The 16,854-nt window shown below is 55.1% G+C and carries 9 protein-coding genes; 2 read left to right on the top strand and 7 right to left on the bottom strand.

The features are described from left to right. Positions 1–69: 69 nt before the first annotated feature. Genes H6G13_RS12135 through H6G13_RS12125 form a run of 3 tightly spaced genes read right to left on the bottom strand, consistent with a single transcriptional unit; the run spans position 70 to position 3,394 of the window. Complete coding sequence (locus H6G13_RS12135) at positions 70–1,461, bottom strand: ATP-binding protein (RefSeq protein WP_190483550.1); 1,392 nt, start codon at positions 1,459–1,461, stop codon at positions 70–72. An 11-nt stretch (positions 1,462–1,472) separates the two neighbouring features. Then, a complete protein-coding gene (locus tag H6G13_RS12130; protein WP_190483475.1) occupies positions 1,473–3,140 on the bottom strand; it encodes a response regulator in 1,668 nt (555 codons plus the stop codon). 14 nt (positions 3,141–3,154) lie between these two features. Further along, complete coding sequence (locus H6G13_RS12125; protein ID WP_190483474.1) at positions 3,155–3,394, bottom strand: hypothetical protein; 240 nt, start codon at positions 3,392–3,394, stop codon at positions 3,155–3,157. Positions 3,395–3,851: 457 nt separating this feature from the next. Between H6G13_RS12125 and H6G13_RS12120 the strand changes: the two genes are divergently transcribed. Both H6G13_RS12120 and treS read left to right on the top strand, forming a co-directional pair. Continuing rightward, on the top strand, positions 3,852–4,163 hold the full coding sequence (locus H6G13_RS12120; RefSeq protein ID WP_190483473.1) for a hypothetical protein: 312 nt from the start codon (positions 3,852–3,854) through the stop codon (positions 4,161–4,163). A gap of 471 nt (positions 4,164–4,634) precedes the next feature. Beyond that, a complete protein-coding gene (gene treS / locus H6G13_RS12115) occupies positions 4,635–8,066 on the top strand; it encodes a maltose alpha-D-glucosyltransferase (protein WP_190483472.1) in 3,432 nt (1,143 codons plus the stop codon). Between the two features lie 62 nt (positions 8,067–8,128). On the opposite strand, the gene H6G13_RS28690 is transcribed toward treS, so the two are convergent. From H6G13_RS28690 to H6G13_RS12095, 4 genes are all read right to left on the bottom strand, one after another. Beyond that, the gene (locus H6G13_RS28690) at positions 8,129–11,500 is read right to left on the bottom strand and encodes an ExeM/NucH family extracellular endonuclease (RefSeq protein ID WP_190483471.1); all 3,372 of its coding nucleotides are present in this window, start codon (positions 11,498–11,500) and stop codon (positions 8,129–8,131) included. 455 nt (positions 11,501–11,955) lie between these two features. Beyond that, positions 11,956–12,369 carry a response regulator gene (locus H6G13_RS12105; RefSeq protein ID WP_190483470.1) on the bottom strand — a complete coding sequence of 138 codons (414 nt, stop codon included), beginning with the start codon at positions 12,367–12,369 and terminating at the stop codon, positions 11,956–11,958. 21 nt (positions 12,370–12,390) lie between these two features. Then, positions 12,391–12,843: a response regulator gene (locus H6G13_RS12100; RefSeq protein WP_190483469.1), complete on the bottom strand. Its 453-nt coding sequence runs from the start codon at positions 12,841–12,843 to the stop codon at positions 12,391–12,393. Then, a complete protein-coding gene (locus H6G13_RS12095; protein WP_190483468.1) occupies positions 12,840–16,838 on the bottom strand; it encodes a PAS domain S-box protein in 3,999 nt (1,332 codons plus the stop codon). The genes H6G13_RS12100 and H6G13_RS12095 overlap by 4 nt, the downstream gene beginning before the upstream one ends. Between the last annotated feature and the right edge of the window lie 16 nt (positions 16,839–16,854).

The following is a 16,854-nucleotide window of genomic DNA, read 5'->3' as shown; positions in this document are numbered from 1 at the left end:
ATAGCCACTACTCATCCACCCATCTACCCATCCACCCCCTATCCGCAGCACTCTTTTCCTAAAATTGGACTACTGAACCGGTAGCCCTACGGCAAAGCAGGTTTTCCCCGGTACAGACTCGACCGAGAGGGTGCCTTGGTGCCGATTCTCGATAATGCGACGGACGGTTTCGAGGCCCAAGCCCGTCCCTTTGCCGACCGGCTTGGTGGTAAAGAACGGCTCATAAATCCGTGTCTTAATTTCGGGGGGAATGCCGCTGCCCGAATCGATAATTTCGACGCGCACACAGTTTTTAAACCAGCAGGTTTTGAGGGTCAGCGTGCCCTTGCCGTCCATGGCGTCAATAGCGTTGTCGATCAGGTTAGTCCAGACCTGATTGAGTTCACTGCCGTGGGCCGAAACTTTGGGCAGGGTTGAGTCGTACTGGCGGCACACGGTCACCCCGTGCTTGAGCTTAAACGACATCAGCCGCAGCGTGTCTTCTAGCCCGTCGTGGATGTCGACGATTTGCTGCGCTCCCTGATCCATGTAGGAGTAAGACTTCATCGACTTGACCAAAACCGAGATCCGCTCGGCCCCATGTAGCCCGCTCTGAATCATAGACATCACTTCAAAGGAGAGGGCCAGCCAGCGAATCCCCTGGTCTCGCAGTTCGGAAGGGTCGTCTCGCCAGCGGGCTATCAAAGATTCCAGGGTGTCTGTGCTGATACCTGCCAGCGCCAGCGGCTCAGTTAGCTTCCAAGCCTGGTCAACTCCATAGTCTTCGAGCCATTCGAGCAGTTCCTCCTCGCGATCGCCCAAGGTGGCCGAGTCTATCCGATGATTCAAAATCGCTTCGTATCCGGCATCACGGGTGGCCTGCCACTGCTTGGTGTGCTCCGGATCGACCTGGCTCTGCCCGTAGAGCAGGTTCATGTGCTCCAATTCGCGGATAGCTGGCACTACATCACGTAAGGCCCGCACTAACGCCGCAGCGGGGTTATTTAGCTCGTGGGCTAGCCCCGCCGCCATCGTGCCCAGCGCCGCCATTTTCTCACGGCTGCGAATGAATGACTCTAGGCCTCGCAGCCGCTGCTGAAACAGGCGAAACACGGTCTGCTCAAAGCTGCGGCACTCGTGTAGCAGGGTGAGAAAATCGTCGCCAGAAATCTTGTGCAGCTGACACTCGGTGGCGGCATACATCGTTACTGGCGCAGGTTCCCCTGTCAGCACCGGGATTTCGCCAAAATAGCCCGGCGCATCGTGCTGCCCCAGCGGCATCTGTGTCCCTTCCGTGAACCGAGTAATGCTGATGCGGCCAGAAATCAGCACATATATTGTGTCGACCTGGTCGCCTTCGTGCACCAGCAAGTCGCCTTTAGCACACTGGAGGGAGGAGGTGCGATCGCACAGCCACTCCAGCCGCTCCCTAGGCAGCTGGTTAAACGGCTCTAGAATGAGCAAATCATCAATGCAGAGCATGTCTTGCCGCCTCATAGCAGGTCGCCTAAGTACCGATGCACAAACTGAACGCAGATTGACCCCTCGCCCACCCCAGAAGCCACCCGCTTAACCGATCCACGCCGCACATCTCCGACGGCAAACACGCCGGGTACATTGGTCTCTAGCAGGTAGGGCGGTCGCTCCAGCGGCCAAACCTGAGCAGGCGGCACCTCTGACTCAAGTTCGCCCCCGGTCAGCAGGTAGCCCCGCTCATCTCTTTGAACCAGCCCATCTAGCCATTCAGTGCGGGGCATTGCGCCGATAAAGATAAACAGAGAGTTGGTGGGCACCGTCTCTGTTGCGCCCGTCTGAGAATTTTGCAGCACCAGCGCCTCTAGGCTAGTCTCTCCCTTGGCCTCAATCACGCTGGTATGAGCCAGCACCTCAATATTAGGAGCCGCCTCAATCTGTTCAATTAGGTACTGAGACATGCTTTTAGTGAGCGAGTCGCCCCGCACAAGCAGGGTAGTTTTGCGCGCGTACTTAGAGAAGTACATGGCGGCTTGTCCGGCCGAGTTAGCGCCACCAATAATGTAGACATCCTCATCGGCGCAAGCTAGGGCCTCGGTCTGGGCGGCTCCGTAATACACCCCGGCTCCGGTTAACCGTTCCATGCCGGGTATGGTGTTCATCCGCTTCCAGGAAACGCCTAGGGCCAAAATCAGCGCGTGACAGCTAATCTCAATGCCGTCAGAGAGGGTGATGAAGCGATAATCGTTTTCTACCCGCAGGCCCTGCACCTCCTGGGGCGACAAAATCTCGACCCCAAAGCGGCGGGCCTGGCTGACGGCTCGTCGAGCCAGATCGCTGCCGCTGAGCCCTACCGGAAAGCCCAGGTAGTTTTCAATCCGAGAGCTGGTGCCCGCCTGTCCGCCAGGGGCCTCGCGCTCGATCAGCACCGTCCGCAGCCCCTCCGATGCACCATAGACTGCCGCTGCCAGTCCGGCAGGCCCGCCGCCGATGATGGCCAGGTCATAAAAGGGCTTGGCCGCGACCGTCTGCAGCCCCACCTTAGCGGCTAGCTGGGTGTTGCTGGGCTGCACCAGCCGATCGCCATTGGGAAAGAGCACCAGCGGCAGCACTGGCTTCTCCAAATCCGTCAACTCAAGCAGGGTGACAGCTTCCTTGTTTTGCTCAACGTCCATCCAGCGGTAGGGAATCTGGTTGCGCGATAGAAAGTCTTTTACCTGGTGGCTGCGCGGGTTCCAGCGATCGCCGATGACGCGAATGCCCTCAAAGGGAGGCTTAAAGTGGGCCTGCCAATCGGTTAGCAGGTCATCAATTACTGGGTACAGCTGCTCTTCGGGCGGGTCCCAAGGCTTCATTAAGTAATAGTCGAGGCTGACCTCGTTGATGGCACGAATGGCCGCATCGGTATCGCTATAGGCAGTCAGCAGCGCCCGCTTTGCCTCTGGAAAAAGCTCTAGTGCCTGTTCTAAAAACTCAACCCCGTTCATCTCGGGCATCCGCTGGTCTACCAGCATCAGCGCCACAGAGTCATTCTGGAGTTTGAGCTTTTTCAGGGTATCGAGGGCGGCGCTGCCAGAATCAGCTCGGAGCACCCGGTAACGATCGCCATACTGCTTGCGCAGGTCACGAGAAATTGCCTGCAGCACATCCGCATCGTCGTCCACGGTCAGAAGGACAGGTTTGCTCATGGTAGGGCGCTGGGTTATTGGAATGAATCGGTTGTCGTTTCTTGCACGTACTTGAGAAATGCGTAGGCTTTGCCTGCTGGCAGCCGAAATGTCTCGCCTTTGTACTCTAGGATGTATTCACCAAACACTTTTTCGCAGGCGGTGCAGGTCAAAAGTCCTACGCTCAGCATATCGACACTGAGCCGCAAAATTTGTTCGCGCAGCCACGGATCGAGGGGCTGTAGAAATAGAGGTTCGAGGTTTTGCTCGGGCATAGGGGTTGTAGGGGCTGCCTAGAAGCTGCTAGGGGGAAACGTATCGGGAGGCTATTGCGAAATAGGAAATGGAGCTGTCTCGGGAATTCCGCTCCACGGAAGTTTAGATGGATGGATGCCAGTCGGCAGCACATCAGCAGCCCAACACTAAATGGGCCAGGCGAATCTTGTCTTGTTGATTCTTGCTGTGTTAAAGCTGCTGGCGGCTTAGTTGGCTGCCGCTTGGCCTAGTCAGAGACGCTGTAATGATTCTCTCCCGCTTGATTTGGCCTGGGTTTGGTGCGATCGCAAATTTCCCCCTTGCCAGAAATCCTCAAAAATGGAAAACTATCGAGATGCGATTGCGCTCAGCACAAAACCGGCCAGTTCTATGCCTAGTGCGAGAGCCAGACCGGCTGAGCTATTGTGATAAGAGCAGCAATACTGCACACAATCGACCTGAAAAAAGACCCGAAAAATGCCTGCGAAAGGACGAGTTGACGTCAGAGTTAAATTTAGCGGTGTTCCTTTGGCGGGGCCTGGCTCAAAAGGCTTCACCAAAATCGAAGTGTTCTGCGATGGCTACGTCGTTATTGCCGAAATCAGAACCAAGACCTTTCAGCGCTTTCTAGAGACTGCCCGCGATCTCGGTGACTGGGAAGGCGCAGTCAGCGGTGAGTTTCACCACTTCCAGGGCCACCAGATCGTTCTTAGCAACGCAGGGCTGCAGTGCTATGAAAAGAAATCTAAGCCCTTCAACGAAAAACAAACCCGAGCTTTTGGCTACTAAGGCTAGCTGCTAGCCTACGAGTACACAAAAAATGGACACGCTTAGGAAGGGTGAGCGTGTCCATTTTTTTGATGTTTAACCGGGCTAACCTAACAAAGAACCCACGGCTTCAGCTCACGGGCACACCAAAAGCTGCAGATAAGGGGTAGGAGAGTGGATGGGTGGACGAGTAGCGGCTAGTTAAAGAATTAGGATAAGTCTAGCCCAGATGCACCCTCCCCTCAGAAAGCACAAAGCCCAGAACTCCAAACCTCTGCCTCCCCATCCATCCCATTTCATCCACCCATCCACCTATTCACTCCTCCACTCTCCCCGTCCTCCCCTCCTATCAGGGGAGGGCATTTCATTTGAATTTCCTATATTTAAGGAATAGTTAAGGGAAAGGAATAGGAAATACTTATTTTTGAGACAGAGTTAGTTCAGCTTTAGGGCCCAACTCTATCGATGGTTAGAGGTAAGACGGGGAAAGAAATGCAGGTTTTGACGTTAAACAACGATTCTTTATGGTTTAAGGACGCTATTATCTACGAGGTTTCTATTCGAGCTTTTGCCGACAGCAACGGTGACGGAGTTGGTGATTTTCCAGGGCTGACAAAAAAGCTGGATTATCTGCAGGATTTAGGAGTTACCGCTATCTGGCTATTACCCTTTTTTCCCTCGCCTCAAAAGGATGATGGCTATGATATTTCTGACTATTACAGCGTCAACCCGATCTATGGCACTCTAGGCGATTTCAAAACGTTTTTAGAGGCTGCTCACCAGCGGGGTATTCGGGTCATTATTGAGCTGGTGGTTAACCATACCTCTGACCAGCACCCCTGGTTTCAGGCGGCCCGCACCGCGCCTGAGGGAAGCCAAGAGCGAGATTTCTACGTTTGGAGCGACAGCCCGGAAAAATATCAGGAAACTCGCATTATTTTCCAAGACTTTGAGCCGTCTAACTGGTCTTGGGATGCGGTTGCTGGGGCTTATTACTGGCACCGTTTCTATCACCATCAGCCAGACTTAAATTTTGAAAGTGCTCAGGTACGACAGGCCATTTTTGATATTGCTGATTTCTGGCTGGAGATGGGCGTTGATGGTCTGCGCCTAGATGCTGTGCCCTATCTATATGAGCAGGAAGGGACGAACTGTGAGAACCTGCCCCAAACCCATGCTTTTTTAAAGCAGCTGCGGCGTCACATAGACGAAAACTATCCTAATCGGATGCTTTTAGCTGAAGCTAATCAACAGCCTGAAGATGCCGCTGCCTACTACGGCCAGGGCGATGAATGCCACATGACCTTTCACTTTCCCCTGATGCCTCGGCTGTTTATGGCGCTGCAGCTGGAAGATAGCTTTCCCATTGTAGATATCCTGCAGCAAACGCCTCAGATTCCTGAGAACTGCCAGTGGGCTTTGTTTTTGCGTAACCATGATGAGCTGACGCTAGAGATGGTCAGCGATCAGGATCGAGAGTATATGTATCGGGTCTATGCCCAAGATACCGAGGCGAGGATTAATCTAGGGATTTGTCGGCGGTTGGCCCCGCTGATGGCCAACAATCAGAACCAGATCAAGCTGATGAATTGTCTGTTGCTCTCAATGCCGGGCACGCCTGTGCTCTACTACGGTGATGAGATTGGCATGGGAGATAATCTCAATGCGTGCGATCGCAATGGCGTGCGCACCCCAATGCAGTGGAATACTGGCCCTAATGCAGGCTTTAGCAGCGCCGACCCGGAGCAGCTGCATTTGCCTGTAATTATTGATCCGGTGTACCACTTCGAGGCGATCAACGTTGAAACTCAGCAGCTCAACCCCAGCTCTCTCTGGTGGTGGACCAAACGCGCTATCGGTGTGCGCAAGCGCTTTCAGTCTTTGGGGCGGGGGAGCTTTGAGCTGTTAAATACGACGAATCGCAAGGTGCTGGCCTTTACCCGCAGCTACGGCAATGAACACATGCTGGTGGTAGCTAACCTATCGCGCTTTGCTCAAACGGTGGAGCTAGATTTGTCTGCTTTTGCAGGGACAGTTCCGATTGAGATCTTTGCGGGCACTCAGTTTCCGCTGATTCGAGAAGATCGCTACTTTCTGAGCCTAGGTAGCAACGGGTTTTACTGGTTTGCCCTACAGCCTCAGGCCACAGCTGCCCTACCAGAGCCACAGTCTAAACATCCTGCTTTAGTGGTTGAGGGAAAGTGGCACAACGTCTTTTCTCAACCCCAGGCAAAGGCGGCGTTGGAAGCCATCTTGTCAGACTATCTGCCGACTCGGCGCTGGTTTAGCGGCAAAGCTCGCACCATTCAATCAACTCAAATTACTGAAGCCATCCCACTGGTGCCCGACCCTGCGCCTGAAACAGCGGGCGCAACCGCCTACATAGTTCTACTGCGCGTGATCTACAGCGAAAGCAGCTCTGAAGTTTATATGCTGCCGCTTGCTTACGCCGAGGAATCTGTAGGCAGTGAGCGCATTGGTGAGCACTACCAGCATGGGCTAGCAAACCTCCAGATGCAGGGGCAAAACATTGGTGGAGTGCTCTACGATGCTCTAGCTGACAAAGACTTTTTGAGCCTATCGCTGGCCGCCATTGCCCATCAGCACCAGTACCAGGGCCTTGCTGGGAAACTGGTGGCAACTGCTACCGATAGGGTTAGCTGGCTCCAACTCAACCGAAATGAGCTTAAGCCTTCGCCAATTAAGGAGGAACAGAGCAATTCTTCTGTGGTGTATGGCAACCGGCTCATTCTCAAGTTTTTCCGCAAGCTTGAAAATGGCATTAACCCCGATCTGGAAATTGGCCGCTTCTTAATGCAGAAGCCGGAGCTAAAGCAGTTTGCTCCGGTAGTGGGGGCCTGGGAATATCACCACCCTAGCGGTGAGACGATGACGCTGGCCATTGCCCAGCAGTTTGTCGCCAACAGCATTGATGCCTGGTCTTTTACGCTAGACTGCCTGCGCAACTACTTTGAGCGGGTAATGGTGCTGCCCGAGGCTGATCTGCATCAGGTTAAGCTGCCCTCACGCTCCCTGGTGGAGCTGCTAAATCGAAAAGCGCCCTCATTTAGCTACAACATCATTGTTTCTTACCTAGATACGGTCAAACTGCTGGGGCAGCGCACCGCTCAGATGCACCTAGCTTTGGCAACTGATTCAGAAAACCCTGACTTTGCGCCAGAAGCCTTTTCACTTCAGCACCAGCGCTCGGTGTATCAAGATATGCGAGATCTGACAGAGCAGGTGCTGCTGCTGCTAGAGAAGCGGCTAGAGACCCTGTTGCCAGATACGCAGCTCTTGGCCCAGACCATCTTGAGCCGCCAGGGGGAGATTCGCGATCGCATCAAAGCCCTACTCACTCAGCCGATCTCGGCAACCCGAATTCGCTGTCACGGCGACTACCGGCTGTCGCAGGTGCTGTTTACCGGTAAAGATTTTGTCATCATTGACTTTGAGGGAGAAGCGGCGCGCCCCCTGGCAGAGCGGCGAACCAAGCGATCGCCCCTGCGGGACGTGGCGGGGATGCTGCAATCCTTTAACCATGCGCTGACCCTAGCTTTTCGCAACGAGGTCGCCAACGGCCTGATTCGGCCTGACAATCTGCCGGTCATGGAACAGTGGGCACAGTATTGGTACTCGTGGGTGAGTGCTACGTTTATCAATGCCTATCTGGCTACCGCTGAGGATGCCTCTTTTATCCCCAAAACTCAGCCGGAACTAAAAGCCCTGCTAGATGCCTACCTGTTTGAGAAGTCAATCTACGAGCTGGGCTACGAACTCAACAGCCGCCCAGACTGGGTAGACATACCGCTGCAGCGGATTCTTCAACTGCTAGAGTCCTCAGTTTTGAGTAACTGGGAGGTGCTGGAGCCCTATTCTCCTGCCTCTGCCACCGGGCCAATCACCCATCAAAGCGCTGGCTAGAAGTGACGAAATCCCTGGGTCTTTAAAGAGCCCAAGGATTTCGAGGGCTATGGGGTTTTTAGCTAGGCAATGCAGAGGGCGTTGAGGTTGCCGCTGTAGCCGGTAATCTCAATTACCGCATCGGTGTTGGCTGAGAACCCAGCGTCGCTGTCGTTCAGCGCCACAAAGGTGCGGGTGCTGCCTTCGCTGCCCAGGGTGAAAACAGCGGCTCCGTTGGCTACGAAGCTGCTGGCGGTGAGCACCGCGCCGATGTCTGCCGCCGACAGGGCCGCAATGGCTCCGGCTTTAGCGACATTGGCAGCGCTCACTGTATTGGGGCCATCGAGGGTGTCGGTGCCAATCTTGAAGTCGGTGATGACATCAAAGCTGCTCAACAGCGACTCATTCAAGCCGTTGAGGATAAAGCGGTCGGGGCCGTTGTTACCGGTCATGAGATCGCTTCCCAGTCCACCGATTAACTGATCGGCTCCGTTTCCGCCGATCAAGGTGTCGTTGCCAGCCTCGCCTCTCAAGATGTCATCGCCGTTGCCGCCATCGAGGTAGTCTGCCCCGGCAGTGCCGATCAGCGTGTCGCGGCCATTGCCGCCAAACTGCTGAGTGCCTGGAATCACAGTGGCTGTCAGGTTCAGGCCCACCACCAGCGGATCGTGGTCAGAGGATGCAAAGGGATCAGCATTGTAGAAGCTGGTCTGCTGGGCTGGAGATTTGAAATTCAGGTTGTAGTCCAGCGCCACAGGTTCATCGGCATTGATGTGCCACTTGGCGGCACCTGTCACTTGACTGGCTAGGCTGCCGCTGGCCAGGGCGTGATCGAGCGAGCCCCACTGTCCCTGGAACTGGTAGGAGTAAGATTCGGGGCCAAATAGGCTGGTGTAACCGGCATTGGTCAGCGTGGTGATGGGGTCTTCAAGGCGGTAGGCATTGAGATCTCCCATGATCAGGTAGTCTGGATCGGCGGTGCCGGTGGGGTTCGTTGCCAGCCAAGCCGCCAGTTCTTGAGAGGCAAGAGTCCGGGTGCCATTCGAGAGGCCCTGCCCATCTTGGAAATTGGCGTCTTCAGGTCTACCGGTGCTCGAACCTTTGGACTTGAAGTGGTTGATGATGGCGGTAAAGGTTTCAGTGGTCGGTGTGCCGCTATCCAGCCGTTCGAAGGTGACAGCTAGAGCCGGACGCTGAACTCGATTGGCATCATCCTGGGCGAAGGCTCCCGTAGTGAGGGCTGCTGGGTCAGTGCCGGGGGCGATGCGAACTGCGTTGGTCTTGTAAATGAAGCCGACGGTGATTTGATCGCCGCCAAACTTGCCGTCAGTTAGGGCATCGGCGGGGGGAATGACGAAGTCGTAAGTGCTGGGGCCTGCGATCGCATTTAGCGCGTCCACTAATTGCTGCACAGCACTGGTCGGCCCAAAGCCGTCATTCTCCATTTCGTTGTAGCCAATGACATCGGCATTCAATCCTAGAATTGCCTCAATCGTTTTGGCCTGCTGCCGCTGGAATTCGGTCGGGTTATCGGCTCCGCGGGGGGTGGGGAAGCCGCCGCCCAAGCCATCGCCATTGAAGTAGTTGAGCAGGTTAAAGCTAGCTGCTTTGAGCGTGCCGCCCACGTCAGGAGCGGTGTCTTGGCGGGGGTTAGAGGCTGTGAAGTCAACCGGATTTCTGGTCTGCACCCGGTAGCCTTCAAACCGCTGATCGAGCACCCCAGTGATGCTGGCAACCGTATCGCCGCCGCGCAGGGTATTGGTGGCGCTCAGGGGCTGTCCATTGCGGGCGTGAATGACGGTGTCAGGATTTTGGGTGTTGCTGCCGTCATCCAAAATGATGTAGTTGTCGAGCAGGTTTGCCAGGTAGTCTTGGTAGCCCTCCACGCTAGGCGCATTCACCTGAGTGTATTGGTAGAGGCGATCGCCTGCAGACAGCCCCACCTGCCCAAAGCGGCCCAGTGTGAAGTTATTGGTGACCGCTAAGTCCCCATTCTCAGCGCCAATGTTGACCAGCATGCCCTCGTAGCGCTCTAGCACAGAGGCATCGGCAACCGGAAGCGTGACGTAGGTAACGCTGGGTAGCTCACTGGCTCCCAGGTTAGCAACAGTGTTCGTGACCACGTTGTTAGCCAGAGAGAGCTGAGTCAGGCTGCTGTTAACGGTGACGCCGGTAATGCCCGTAGCCGAGGTAGTGAACTCACCCACGGTTCCTGTGACCCGCACCTTGTCGCCCACATTGCCCGAAAACAGGCCAGTGGGGTCAAAGACAAAGATGCCTTCTGAGGTGGCGTCGTCGCCATCCCAATCGGCATCTTCCTCCTGCACATAGAAGCCATTAAAGCCAGAGCTGCCCAGGAAGGCACCGACGACTACGCCTTCGATGGTCTTGGTCTGGTTGAGGAAGCCAGTCGTCAAGCCGCTTCCCTGAATCTCGTTAATCTTGCTGATATTGACTGCAATGTCATTATCTAAAATGCTGACATTGAGGTTGGGCACCGCAAGCCCGCTGTAGTTCGCATCGGTACTGGTGACGGTGTGGGTGATGACGCCGGGGTGGGGTGATCCTTCTACCGCCGCATCATTCACTGCCTTAACGGTAATGGTCTGGGGCGTGGTGTCGCTCAGAGTGACCGTAATCGACGAGGCAAAGCCGATGCCATCGAGACTAAGGCGGGTTTGGTTGTCGGGTGCTGCGATCGCAACCTGCACCGGAGCCGTCGGTGTCGTTCGCAGGGCTAGGGTGTAGGTATCGGTAGTCTCGCCTTCTTCATTGACAGCGGTGCTGCCGCCCGACTCTAGTAGCGTGATGCCGGGGGCAACAGCAGTGGTGAGCTGAAAATTATCAATTGCTAGCCCGTGATCAGAGCCCGGATTGTCAATGTCGGACCAGCGGAACCAAATTTCTTCACCGGGGGCCAGGGAAAAGCCGCTGAGTGTGCCCGATAGGCTAACTTGGTTGGCGTTGCCGTCTAGCGCGCCAGCGCTGCTGGTGGCGATGGGGCCAACAAAGTCTAGCGGGTCAAAATCAACCCAGGTGCCGCTCGTTAAGCCAGAAGCGCCAATCTGGTAAGCAAAGTCGAGCTGATGCTGGGCCGTGTTGCCACCGTTGCGCCACTGCTCACCCACATAGCTAATGAACAGAGAGGAGAGGGTGTCGCTCGTATCGTTGAAGAACCGCGCCCCGTAAAAAATGGTGCCGGTGGAGCCAGAGGCAACTGAGCCCAGCGCCCGCTCGCCATTGCCTGCTGCCCCAAAGCTGTAGAGTGCGCCAGCATTAGAAGAGCCTGTGCCGCTGTTGTAGGTCGGCCGGGTGGAGTACCAGCCTGCCAAGGTTTGGCTGTCGGTCCAGGCAATATTGGTGCTCGTGTTGGCTAAACTATCAAAGGTCTGGGAGTAGGGGTTGCTGAGTGCGATCGCGCCCTCAGGCACCAGAGAATTGAGCGTCGTAGGCATAGGGATTAGAACTGGGTGGGTGAAAAGCTGAAGGTTAAAAGCTGAATATGCGCAAGACAAAACCGCCTAATGAACCCACTAGAATTGACCGTAGGCCAAATACGCGCCCCACAAAAGGCTGTGTGCTGTTTGGGACCTACCCCAAAGCTCATAAGGTTTTCTAGGAAGCCTGGACTCTGCTCCCCTCTTGATCGGCATGGGTGAACTTGCCGTCGCCGAGCAATTAACCCTAAACGGGCAAATTGTGCAGTATTAGCCAAGAAGCGAGCTTAACAGGCCATATTTATACGGTTTTGTCTGTATCAGTAATTGCCCCTAGAAATTTAACACCCCTAGCAGGTTTAAGGCATGTCGGCTAGACGACAATGAAGGTGAAAATTGTGTAAAGGGATACGAGTGCGCCCCTAGTTTCCTGTTAGGGGTCGCTATTTTGCGGTCAGGCCTGGCCGCAGCGCTTAGCCTTGATAGAGGTCTAGGGCCTGCAGCACTTCGGCTAAGGAGTGCGCCTCGGCAGGTTTGAGCAGATAAAAGTTGATGCCCAGATCGTAGGCGCGGGGCAGGTCGCGGTTGCCAAAGGCGGTCAAAGCAACGGTAGGCAAATCAGTAAATTGGGGCTGTTGCCGGATCCACTTAAGCAGGTCTAGACCCGACATACCGGGCAGCCGCAGATCTAAGATGATCAGGATCGGCAGGGGATGTTGATTGCGATCGCAATAGGCCCCCTCACCCTGTAGATAACGCACTGCATCCTGCCCGGTCTCTACTACCTTCAGCTCAAATCCGGGGTCTAGCTGTCGGAAAGCGCGTTTTAAGGGGAACAAATCAGGTGCATCATCTTCCACCACTAAAACTGTTTTCTGCTGGGTCATCTTTCTTTCTACACACCAAACTCAACTAATGCCCAATTGCGGAGGACGGTTGAAAATTAGCCAAAACAAACCAACCGCTTTTACCATTTCTAGCAGCCCATCGGTGTCGGGCGGCTTAACCAGGTAGGAATTAGCCCCTAGGGCGTAGGCACGGTCAATATCTATCTGATATTCCGAGGACGTCAGAACCACAACTGGCAAGTGCTTTAGGGTGGATTCATCTCTCAACCAGGTTAAAACTTCAAAGCCGGAGTAACGTGGCAGCTTGAGATCGAGCAGCACCAAGATAGGCACCGGGTAGCGATCGCGGTCTTGATAAACGCCCTGCCCCTGAAGATAGTGAATCGCCTGCTCCCCATCGGTGACCACTTCCAGAGGGCTGACTACATTAGCCTTGCGAAACGCCCTTTGGATTCTAAAGACATCGCCCGGATCATCTTCCACCAGCAAAATGGTGTGATGCAAACTGCTCATTCCGCTCCCCGTAGCTCAATCCAAAAACGACTGCCCTGGCCTGGAGCAGTCTCTACACCAACTCGTCCACCTAAGCGCTCTGCGCCCTTTCGCACAATTGCCAGCCCAATGCCTGTGCCTGGATAAGCGTCTCTGCTGTGCAGCCGTTCAAAAACGCCAAATATCTGCTCTCGATACTCTGGCTCAATACCAATACCGTTGTCTTCGACCCAAAGACGCACTCGTGCTGAAGAAGGTGAATCGGAGGTAACTCCAGCGGCTGAGTCTGTTAGCCCCTCGGCCCAGATTCGCACTTGGGGCTGACTGCCTGCAGGCACAAACTTGACTGCATTGGACAGCAGATTGACCACCATCTGCACTAAAACGGGCCGCTGCCCAATCACGCTGGGCAGGGAATTGGCGACGACGACTTGGGCCTGCTGCTCCTGCAAATCTGCTGCAAGCTGGTCTTGGGCCTCCGCGACGACATGGGCCAAGGAAACTGTTGTCAGGCGCACCTGTTCGCGGCTGAGGCGGCTGTACGCTAGCAGGTCATCGACCAGCTGGTTCATTCGGTGGGTGCCTTCAAAAATGCTCTGAATGTACTCCTGGGCAGTTTCGTCTAGCTGGTCGCCGTAGTCTTCTAGCAGCGCCTGAGCAAATCCTTGAATGCCCCGCAGCGGAGCCCGCAGGTCATGGGCCACCGTGTAGGAAAAAGCTTCTAGATCTCGGTTAGACTCCTGTAGCTGGGCGGTGCGCTTTTCGACCCGCTGCTCTAGGGTGACATTGAGCTGCTGTAAGTTGGCTTCTGCTGCTTTGCGAGCAGTGATATCGGAGCGTACTGCAATGTATTGATACGGCCTGCCCTGGGGATCTAGAAAGGGCACAATGGTTGTGGCAACCCAGTAAAAGGTGCCGTCTTTAGCACGGTTTCTAATCTCTCCCTGCCACACCTGCCCGGCTGAGATCGTGGCCCACATCTGGTGGAAAAAAGCTCTGGAATGGTAGCCGGAATTAATGATGCGATGGTTCTGCCCGATTAGCTCTTCTGCGGAGTACTGCGACAGCTCGCAGAATTTGTCATTGACGTAGATAATGATGCCTTGGGCGTCGGTCATGGCAACAATGGAAGACTGATCGAGGGCAAACTTGAAGTCAGCCAGATCCTTGAGCGATTCCTGCAGATTTGTTTCTGCCTGGTTGCGCTCAGTGATATCAATTGCTGTGCTGATGACCAAACTTCTGCCGTCGGAAAGCTGGCCCAAGGGGGCGGAGTAAAAGTCCCAAACCCGAGTTTCACCTGAGCGGGTTTTGATCGTGTATGCGCCTTCTGAAACTCTGTGGTCAAGATGATGCAGATGCTCAATGTCTGACTGCACAACTTCCTGCCGGTTGCCGTAGGCTTTTTCTGTCCAGTCTGCGATGGTGGGAATTTCCTCATGAGAATATCCAGATAGGTCTGTCCAAGAGCGGTTGACTTCTACGACTTCGCCATCTTCAGCGTGCAGAATAATCGGCAGAGGTGCATGGAGAACGGCTGCGCGAAATCGCTTCTCGCCTTCACGCAGGTCGGCTTCTGCCTGCTTGCGTTCTCGAATATCGCGAATGACGGTGGCAATGCTCAACGGGTGGCCGGTTTTGCGATCGCGCATAACAAAAGCCGTCTGATACACCGGAATCAGCTCTCCTGATTGGAAGTGCCGCAGCAGGGTTTCTCCCTGCCAAACGCCCTGCTCCAGCAGCGTGGCCATCATCTGATTTTCCATAAAGGCGCTGCGCTCTGGCAGGTGAAAGTCCTTGCCATTGAGATGGCGGATCGGCTCGGTGGGATTTAGCCCGACCAGTGCCCGACCGGCCGGGTTGAGGTAGCGCAGCTGTCCGTCGAGATCTGCCGTGGCCACAAAGTCAGGGCTATTTTCAACAATGGTGGCGAGCTGCTGTTGAACCTGCTCAATCTGCTTGCGCTCAGTGATATCGCGATTGACTTCTAAAAATCCGGTGGGGCGGCCCGCTTCATCACGAATCAATACCTGACGGCTCTCAACGATGATTTGGTGACCGTCTTTGCAGGTGTGCTTGAGTTCTCCCTGCCAGCGCTCCTGCTCTAGGACCAAAGCATTGAGGCTGCTGATAGAATCTGGCATCTGGGTTTGCAGCAGAGTTTGAGGGCTGTGCCCCAGCACCTCCTGCTGTGACCAGCCGTACATGGCCTCTGCCCCCCGGTTCCAGTAGGTAATGGTGCCTTGCTGGCTGCGCACGAAAATTGCTTCGTAGGCCAAGTTCAGTAAGTCAGCCTGTCTTTGTAGGGTAGCGGCCTGCTCCGCTAGCTGCTGCTCAGTTTGTTTTTGAGCCGTAACATCCCGCGCGACTGCATAGATTAAACTACTCTCGGCATTTAAGACCGATGACCAAGAGAGCCACCTGTATGAACCGTCTTTGCAGCGGTAACGATTTTCAAAACGGAAAGACGCGCCTCCCTCAGATACGCCTCCTGCTTCTACAGCGGTTTCTCTTTGATCGTCGGGGTGAACTAGGGTGAGATAGGGTTGGGCCAGGAGTTCTGCCTGGCTGTAGCCTAGAGTATTTTCCCAAGCAGGGTTGATCTGCTTGAAATAGCCATCAGTACCGGCAATACAGAGCATGTCAAGCGACAGGGTGAAGAAGCGATCGCGTTCTTCCTGGGTCTGCTTACGTGCGGTATCGTCAAAGAGAACGGCCACAAAGCGGGTGGCTTGCCCAGTGGAGCTGTAGAGAAATCGCCCAAACATCCGCAGCCAGGCTATCTGCCCATTGTCTGCTCGAATAATGCGGTGCTCTGGGCAGCAGAGCTGATGATTCTGTCTGGCCGCTTCAATCCCTTGCGAAACCCAATCTAGATCATCAGCGTGAATGCGACTCTGCCACATCTCCCACGTAGCTTCGCCGCTGGGTGCAGACTCATACCCCATTAGCCGAAAGGCGTGGGCTGACCACAGGGTTGTGCCGCTCTGCAGATCCACATCCCAAGTTGCCATGCCAGCCCCATCAATGGCCAGGTTCAATCGCTCGTTGGCGGCCTGTAGCTGGGCTGTGCGCTCCTCAATCCGGTCTTCTAGCGCTTCATTGGCTTGAGCCAAGGCTCTGAGGGCTGCCTGCCGCTGCAGATCAATGCGGTGGAGCTGTTGGGCATTCCAGGCGACAATACCGGCAAAGATCAAGGTGTGTAGGACAGCCAGCAAAGACGTGCCAAAGTCAGGATCAAACAGGCCCATGCGAGCTGCGACAATGCGAAACCCGCCAAGGATTAGGGGCACTGCGATCGCAGCGGGCAGCAAGCGGCGGGCCACTGCTCCTCCAACGCTGTCTGCTGTCATAATGCCAACGAACCCCTGCTGTGGTTGGGTCAAAACCAGGCCTGCTGCCAGCACCATAAACGAGATCGCCCCGTGTAAAGGCATCTGTGGGTAGGCAGTAAACCGAATGATTGGCTCTACCTGATAGAGGTAGGCCACAAGCACCTGGGCCGAGATCAGGCTACTGGCCAGCGCCAGGATTTCTACCCAGCGCTCCTGATGATCACGCCACTGGTAGCGAGTGCTGCTGATGCCCAAGGCGCTGCCCAGTAAGACAAAGCAGATGCCGGTCAGCGGCGACATATGGCCTATTGGGGCCGAGGGAAAAAACTCTATGTAATGGGTAAAAAATAAGGGATTGATCGTCAGAGGCCAGTTAGAGACGTAGTTAATCAGGGTAGTTAGGCCAACGGCGATCACCCCTAGGCTGCCGAACTGACTCAGCCGATGCTGTTTGGGCGTGGTAGGTTCGCTCAGCAGCAGCAGTGTGGTGCCTGCCAACATCAGCCCTAGCGCCGTGGTGGGGCGCAAGGTCACCGAACCCGGTAGGGCTGTTTTAAGCAGGTCGATGTCTAAAAGCCAGCCGAGCAAAACTAAGCAGCCAACAGTGATGACAAAGACTGCTGCAGCTTTAGCTGCTCTATGAAACGAGAGGGCTGGCCAGAGGCGGTATGGATAATTCACGGTGTCTCCTGACCTT

Source organism: Pseudanabaena sp. FACHB-2040 (genome assembly GCF_014696715.1).
Classification (GTDB): domain Bacteria; phylum Cyanobacteriota; class Cyanobacteriia; order Phormidesmidales; family Phormidesmidaceae; genus JACVSF01.
Note: the sequence above shows the minus strand (reverse complement) of the source record. Positions and strands in the feature narration are given on the sequence as shown.